Annotated in this window: 7 protein-coding genes and 1 pseudogene; 7 read left to right on the plus strand and 1 reads right to left on the minus strand. The window is 44.8% G+C overall.

What is annotated here, in order from left to right:
* Window positions 1-430 precede the first annotated feature (430 nt).
* The 3 genes and pseudogenes from PseudUWO311_RS23745 (at window position 431) to PseudUWO311_RS24990 (ending at window position 4942) form a co-directional block, all read left to right on the plus strand.
* The gene (locus PseudUWO311_RS23745) at window positions 431-2956 is read left to right on the plus strand and encodes a glycogen/starch/alpha-glucan phosphorylase (RefSeq protein WP_142657698.1); all 2526 of its coding nucleotides are present in this window, start codon (window positions 431-433) and stop codon (window positions 2954-2956) included.
* Window positions 2957-3019: 63 nt separating this feature from the next.
* Window positions 3020-3319, plus strand: a complete 300-nt coding sequence (locus PseudUWO311_RS23750) for a pyruvate kinase (RefSeq protein ID WP_223807714.1) — start codon at window positions 3020-3022, stop codon at window positions 3317-3319.
* Window positions 3291-4942 (plus strand): annotated as a pseudogene (locus PseudUWO311_RS24990) (cation:proton antiporter). Before PseudUWO311_RS23750 ends, PseudUWO311_RS24990 begins: the two are co-directional and overlap by 29 nt.
* Before the next feature lie 171 nt (window positions 4943-5113).
* On the opposite strand, the gene PseudUWO311_RS24260 reads toward PseudUWO311_RS24990, so the two are convergent.
* Window positions 5114-5278: a hypothetical protein gene (locus tag PseudUWO311_RS24260; protein ID WP_190303641.1), complete on the minus strand. Its 165-nt coding sequence runs from the start codon at window positions 5276-5278 to the stop codon at window positions 5114-5116.
* Window positions 5279-5332: 54 nt separating this feature from the next.
* Here PseudUWO311_RS24260 and PseudUWO311_RS24710 point away from each other — a divergent pair, with 54 nt between their 5' ends.
* From PseudUWO311_RS24710 to PseudUWO311_RS23770, 4 genes are all read left to right on the plus strand, one after another.
* Window positions 5333-5467, plus strand: coding sequence for a hypothetical protein (locus PseudUWO311_RS24710; RefSeq protein ID WP_263403026.1), 135 nt, complete (start codon window positions 5333-5335; stop codon window positions 5465-5467).
* On the plus strand, window positions 5468-5608 hold the full coding sequence (locus PseudUWO311_RS24265; RefSeq protein ID WP_190303642.1) for a hypothetical protein: 141 nt from the start codon (window positions 5468-5470) through the stop codon (window positions 5606-5608).
* Window positions 5609-5641: 33 nt separating this feature from the next.
* Window positions 5642-6613 (plus strand): aromatic ring-hydroxylating oxygenase subunit alpha, encoded by a 972-nt coding sequence (locus PseudUWO311_RS23760; protein WP_142657699.1) that lies wholly within the window; start codon window positions 5642-5644, stop codon window positions 6611-6613.
* Between the two features lie 430 nt (window positions 6614-7043).
* Window positions 7044-7292 (plus strand): hypothetical protein, encoded by a 249-nt coding sequence (locus tag PseudUWO311_RS23770; protein WP_142657700.1) that lies wholly within the window; start codon window positions 7044-7046, stop codon window positions 7290-7292.
* The last annotated feature ends 157 nt before the right edge of the window (window positions 7293-7449 follow it).

The raw sequence follows: 7449 nt of genomic DNA on the forward strand, positions 1-7449 counted from the left end.
CCTGTCAAACTTTGTAGAATCCGAGGTTTATTTTTTAGTTTGGCGTATGACAGCATTTTCTAACTTGCAATTTTCTGAAATGCACCTATTTTAGCAACTTCTTTTGTTTATTTCCGATAAAGTCTATAGATTTTTTAGTCAAAACTGGAGACTTAAGATGTACCTTTAAGTATGAGAAGATAATTTTTTGAGTAAACTACATTTCTCACGGTCGCAACTCTATTTCTGATTGTTCGATTGAATTTGCTACTCTTTTTCTGCACAAGAAGGATCGTTCGGTATTTAGGCGTTAAACTTTTGCTGAAACGAAGTTGTCTACTAACAATCGAATCCAACCAAGGTCTGCGTTTAGCAATTATTATTCTGAGCGATTGGTCCTCAGCCATCCACTAGCCTACCTGTAATTTCTCATCTATTAGGAGATAAAGTTATGGTCAGTATTGTTCCCAATAACATTCAAATTGAAGATGATCGTACTGGGATTAATGTCGAAACAATCAAACGGGCGTTTTTGGATAACCTGTACTATATTCAGGCGAAGTTTCCGAAGGCTGCCACGCGCAATGACTATTATATGTCATTGGCGTATACGGTGCGCGATCGCTTACTCAATCGCTGGTTGAACACCAATCAAACATACTTAGAAAAATCACCCCGAACAGTCGCTTACCTCTCTGCCGAATTTCTACTGGGTCCGCATCTGGGCAATAACTTAATCAACCTGGGGCTTTACAACATCGTGAAGCAAGCAATGGAGGAATTGGGACTCAACTTGCCTGAGTTGCTTGAACAAGAAGAAGAACCGGGATTAGGCAATGGTGGTTTGGGGCGATTGGCAGCCTGTTACATCGACTCACTAGCCACATTGGAAATCCCCGCGATCGGATATGGAATTCGCTACGAGTATGGCATTTTTGATCAAGACATCAAAGACGGCTGGCAAGTCGAAATTACAGATAAATGGCTGCGTTACGGCAATCCCTGGGAAGTTGTCAGACCAGAGGCACAATTAGAGGTCAAGTTAGGAGGTCACACAGAATCCTACAGAGATGAACGCGGTCGTTATCGGACACGTTGGGTGCCTTACAAAGTAGTCAAAGGAGTTCCTTACGACACCCCAATTCTTGGTTTCCAGACAAATACTACAAATACATTGCGGCTTTGGAAAGCTGAAGCCCCTGAGTCTTTTGATTTTGAAGCGTTCAACAAAGGTGATTACTTTGGTGCCGTGCAAGAGAAAAGTGCTTGCGAGAACATTACCAAAGTCCTTTATCCAAACGACGAATCCTACCAAGGAAAACAACTGCGGTTAGAGCAGCAATACTTCTTTGTGTCCTGCTCTTTACAGGATATGATTCGCACGATGAAGTTGCAGAATCTGACTTTGGAACGGTTTCACGAGCATTATGTCATTCAACTCAATGACACCCATCCAACCATTGGGGTCGCTGAATTGATGCGGTTATTCCTAGATGAGTTTGGATTTGATTGGGACAAAGCTTGGGATATCACCATCAAGACTTTCGCTTACACCAACCACACTCTGCTCCCCGAAGCACTGGAACGTTGGTCTCTAGGACTGTTTGGCAGTATCTTACCTCGTCATGTGGAAATTATTTATGAAATCAATCGCCGTTTTATGGACGCTGTTCGCCTTAAGTTCCCAGATGATTTTGATCGCATTCGGCGCATGTCCATCATTGATGAAAGTGGCGAACGGTATGTGCGGATGGCAAACCTTGCCTGTGTCGGTAGTTTTGCCATCAATGGGGTTGCCGAATTGCATAGCGAGTTGCTGAAGCAGACGACCTTGCATGACTTCTATCAGATGTATCCAGAGAAATTTACCAACGTCACCAATGGGGTAACGCCACGTCGTTTCATGGTCTTGAGTAATCCTCGACTGACGAACCTAATCGCGAACAACATCGGAGATAGTTGGATTAAGAATTTAGATGACCTGAGGGAATTGGAACACTTTGTGTCTGATGACAATTTTCGGGAAGAATTCCGACAGGTGAAGCAAGCAGTCAAACAGGATTTGGCAGAGTACATTCAAGCAAATTACAACATCGAAATCAATCCCAACTCGCTGTTTGATATTCAAGCAAAACGCATTCACGAATACAAACGGCAACACCTGAACGCACTCTATATTGTCACCTTGTATAATCGGCTCAAAGCGAACCCAGATCTGGATATCACGCCTCGGACATTTCTGTTTGGAGGGAAAGCTGCACCGAGCTACTACATGGCCAAGTTAATCATCAAGTTGATTAATTCGATCGCCGATATCGTCAACCACGATCCTGATATGCGCGATCGCCTCAAAGTTTTATTTATGAAAGATTACAACGTTAAGTTTGCTCAGCGGATTTATCCTGCGGCTGACCTATCGGAGCAAATCTCGACAGCAGGTAAAGAAGCTTCTGGTACGGGCAACATGAAGTTCTCGATGAACGGCGCACTAACCATCGGCACTCTCGACGGAGCCAATGTCGAAATTCGGGAAGCAGTTGGATCGGATAACTTCTTCCTGTTCGGGTTGACGGCGGCGGAAGTACAAGCCAAGAAATCCGCTGGTTACAATCCCCGAGACTATTACAATGGGAGTGCTGAATTGAAACTGGCGATCGATCGCCTCTCTTCTGGGTTCTTTTCCCACGGTGACGCTAATCTGTTCAAGCCCTTGCTGGATTCTCTCCTTTATCGCGACGAATATCTGGTGTTGGCAGATTATCAATCCTACGTTGAATGTCAGGATCTCGTTAGTCAAGCATTCCGAGATCGAGATCGCTGGACTCGGATGTCTATCCTCAACGTCGCACGTATGGGCAAATTCTCCAGCGATCGCTCCATTCGGGATTATCTCCAAACCATTTGGAAAGTTCCTGCGGTTCAAGTGGAAGTCCCCGATTATAGCCAGTCCAGCGGTGATTTAAAGCTCACGTTCTAGACTAACTTCTGTGGGGCAGGAAAGATAGTCTGTCTCACAGAAGTTCTCGTTAGGAGACACATCATGACCGTCAAAATTGGCATTGATGGATTTGAAGGAAGGACAGTTTTGAAACCATCGATTCTTAGGGCTAAGATTGTAGCGGAGATCGGGGCTGCTAGCGATTCTCCTGAGATGATTCGGGAAATGCTTCTGGTAGGCATGAATGTGGCGCAACTCAACTTCTCTCATGGGAACTACGACGATCGTGTTACCCTCATTAAATGCCTGCGGGATACCTCTGAGGAATTGAACTTGCCGAAACCTGTCCGCTCTGAGAATGGAGTCTTTAATGATGCAATTACTCAACAACCCCTTCTATGAAACAGCTTTTGTCCTGTTGATTTCGGCTATAGTCGGAGCAATAGGTCTGTGGTTACGTCAGCCGTTGATTGTAGCTTTTATTGCAGTAGGCATTCTGGTTGGACCTTCAGCCTTTGGCTGGGTTATCATGAGCGAACAAATGGAACTGCTTGCGGAGCTGGGCATAGCCCTGCTGCTGTTTGTGGTTGGGCTGAAGCTTGATCTGCGCCTGATTCAGAGCATGGGGACGGTGGCATTAGCGACGGGGTTGGGGCAGGTAGCCTTCACTACAATCGTGGGTTTTCTGATTTCTGTTCTATTGGGGGTTGCTCCTATAAAAGCGGGTTATATTGCCGTTGCCTTGACCTTTTCCAGTACGATTATTATCGTCAAGCTCCTTTCGGATAAGCGAGAAATCGATTCTCTATACGGTCGTATTGCCCTAGGAGTTTTGATCGTGCAAGACTTGGTTGTGGTGCTGGTCATGATTGGTCTATCGGCACTGGGAGGTGAAGCCAACTTATCTCCGGGAATAACTCTGCTGCAACTAGTGCTAAAGGTAGGACTGTTGCTGTTAGGGGTAGGGGGTATGATGGCTTTTGTGCTCCCGAAGTTACTCAAACATTTAGCGCGATCTCAGGAATTGCTGCTCATTTTTGCGATCGCTTGGGCTGTGACACTCTCTGCTCTGACTGAAATTCTAGGGTTCAGCAGTGAAGTCGGGGCATTTCTGGCTGGTATTTCATTAGCGTCTACACGTTATAGGGATGCGATCGGATCGCGGTTAGTCGGTATCCGAGACTTTCTATTGCTGTTCTTCTTCGTTAACTTGGGTGCTCACCTAGACTTGCATCTGCTAGGGGCGCAGATTGTGCCTGCCCTAGTATTGTCACTGTTCGTGCTAATTGGCAAGCCCATCATTGTCATGGCGATCATGGGCTATATGGGCTATCGCAAACGCACCAGTTTGCTTTCTGGATTATCCGTAGCCCAAATTAGCGATTTTCCTTGATTCTTGCTGCCCTAGGACTCAGCCTAGGGCATATTGACGCAGAGACGGTGGGGTTGATCACCTTGGTGGGTTTAATCACCATCGGCGTTTCTAGTTACATGATCCTTTATTCCCATCTGCTTTATGAACGGCTATCACACATACTCAGCATCTTCGAGCGCCGAATTCCTCACCGAGAAGAAGCAGGGGATAATGACTTTGCGGCTACAGCAGCCGATGTGATTGTCTATGGCTTGGGTCGATATGGGGGGTGGTTAGTGAAAAGCTTAAGCAGCAAAGGACTGGTTGTTCATGGTGTGGACTTTGACCCAGAGAACGTGCGACGCTGGCGGCGACAGTGGTTTTCGGTTCACTATGGCGATGCAGAAGATCCAGAGTACCCCAGCCATCTTCCCTTGAATACGGTCAAGTGGGTCGTCAGCAGTATTCCAGGGCTTGAGATTAACCGCACCCTATTACATGCTCTCCAGAACTACGGTTATCAGGGGAAGCTGGCTGTCACCGTCCATAAAGATCACGAAGAAGAAGCACTACAAACATCTAAAATCGATTTGATTCTACGACCCTTTGTAGATGCTGCGGAACAGGCGGCTGAGACGCTATCAAAGGATCTAAACGACCGTGGAAAGTAGCTCTATGCTTTTCTGGAACGAACAAATGGGAATATCAGCTGAGATAATCTGAAAGAGTCGGAATCAGTAAAAGTTTAGGGATCTGCGATTTAATAAAGTATCAAATATAAATCCCGAATTAGTGTGGCGGCTTCGCCGCCACACTAATTCGGGGAAATCTGGATTAATATTTTATTGGTTCGCAAATCCCTTGTGCCTTTTCTGGCTAGATGTTAGATGATGCCAACCTCCCGCTAACAATCGGCTGCACTCAGAACGGTTATTGTCGCCATCGACGATGTTGGGTGCGGCAGGAAGATCGGCGAATAGCACTGTGTCTATCCGTGTCTCTGTCATGGCGAAATTTTCAAAATTCCTGCTCAGCTCTTCGAGAATTTTGCAAATTTCGCGATGAAAGCACAGGTTCGGATTACGCAGTATCAATATGCGATCGAGGGTTTGGGACACTTCCCAATTAAAAAAATGCATTTTGCCCGATCAAATAAAAGTTTAGTCCGTTGTTTCTGGACATGGCGCGATCGCTAATTGTTAAGCTTAGAAACTGCAAATATAGGCGATCGCTATTCTCTTGATGGCAATGGTAAAACCAGTGAAATATTTGAGATGCCGAAAATTCTTAAAGGCGATCGTCATGGAACGAGATTAAAAAAAGTAGTTAAATCTTAGTGATTGATAGACTGAATTAGCTAAAATTAATCTATGCTGAAAAATTTCTGGTATGCCGTTGAATTCTCAGATGTAATTACATCTACGCCTAAGCGTATTAAAGTGCTGAATCAAGATTTAGCGATCTATCGCACGGATTCTCAGCAGATTGTGGCTATGCAGGATCTATGCCCTCATCGTGGTGCGGCTTTATCTGGTGGACGGATCAAAGGCGAATGTATTGTTTGTCCTTATCATGGATGGGAATATCAAGCGGACGGAACCTGCACAAATATTCCTGCAAATTCACCTGATACACCTATCCCCCATAGAGCTAAGGTCAAAGTTTATGAAGCTCAAGAAAAGTATGGATGGGTATGGTTATTCATGGGTGATGCCCCTGAAGCAGAGCGTAGCACAATTCCAGAATTACCTAACTTTGATGATGTAAAGCTCAAATCTCTTCATGGGGATTTTCTATGGCATACCCACTACAGCCGTGTTATGGAAAATGCCTTAGATGTTGCTCACGCACCTTTCGTTCATGCTGGCTCATTTGGAGATAAAGATCGTCCACAGATTGCTGAATTTACAGTAGAAAATTATGCAACTGGTGCGGGTGCAACTGTGATGGTCAATGCGTCACCACCAAAAGGTATTTGGAGCTTTTTGGCATCAAAGAAACCTTCAGTAATCAAAACTCGGACAGCTTTCTTTTTGCCCAATATTACTGTGCTAGAAGTAAATTTAGTATTTGGTAGATTACTTATTTACAGCGCTCATGTTCCGATTGATGACCAAACAACGGTAAGTAAATGGATTAATCTACGGAGCTTTTTTACTGGTAACTGGGCAGATGCAGATGCGCGTAAACGGGTCTTAAAAGTTTTCAATCAAGATAAACCGATTGTAGAATCTCAACATCCCCAGATTGTCCCCTATGACCTTAATGAAGAATTACACGTTCAATCGGATGCTTTACAGGTAGAGTATCGCAAAATGCGCCGTCAGTTTTTTAAGAATTAGTCGTTCTGCCATCCACATATTGGACAATTCCAACTTAGGCGATCGCTTGGATATTGATATCGGCATTGCGGACACAAGCCCGTAAACATTGGGTGAGTCATTAAAATTTGATACTGTTGCGCTCTGGTTAACCTTTAAACCCATTGGAACCCCATAGCTCTTGACCATCATCCGTAAAGTCTGGACATGAATCACCATCAACACCCTAGGTAAGTACTATGGGCATTGTTGCAGCGATCGCAGTCAGGTATTTTCGGCATTGTTCTAGGGGGATCTGCCAATAATTATGATGTCACGCTAACCGTTACACTGCGATCTCATCTTGTAACGCCTATCGATCCTCTGTGCGATCGTGTTCCCAAACTACTTTTTCACTACTTCAACAGACTGGGCGCGAAAAACACGACTGGCATTTCCAAGGTCATATCCGTTGTCAGTTTTTCGGGAATCTATAGCTCCTCGTAAACGCAGAGTATCGCTAGTCTTTAGTGAAAAATTGGGTCTGCTAGCACGTCGCGATCTCAGATATTGGGTGCAGCAGCAGGATTTGCGTTTAGCGATGTGCTTCTTTGTGCCTTACGATGCGGTGAGATCGCTAGTATTAAAATCATTCAGAAACTCAAGAGCGATCGCACTGCAAAAGCACATTCCGAACGCGAAGCAACAATATAGATCGTGAGAGTAGCGATCGCGAAACGAACAAGTTGTAAAAAGCAAAGTCTATTGTTTCTTGAGGCGTGGCTAATCGCAGATATTAGGCGCTAGTAGGAATACCTGCGATTGACCATGCCGATCTTTTTTGTGTTTTGTAGGCTTAAATTCTAGTAAATAAGAGA

It is taken from the genome of Pseudanabaena sp. UWO311, from assembly GCF_006937785.1.
In the GTDB taxonomy this organism is placed as follows: domain Bacteria; phylum Cyanobacteriota; class Cyanobacteriia; order Pseudanabaenales; family Pseudanabaenaceae; genus Pseudanabaena.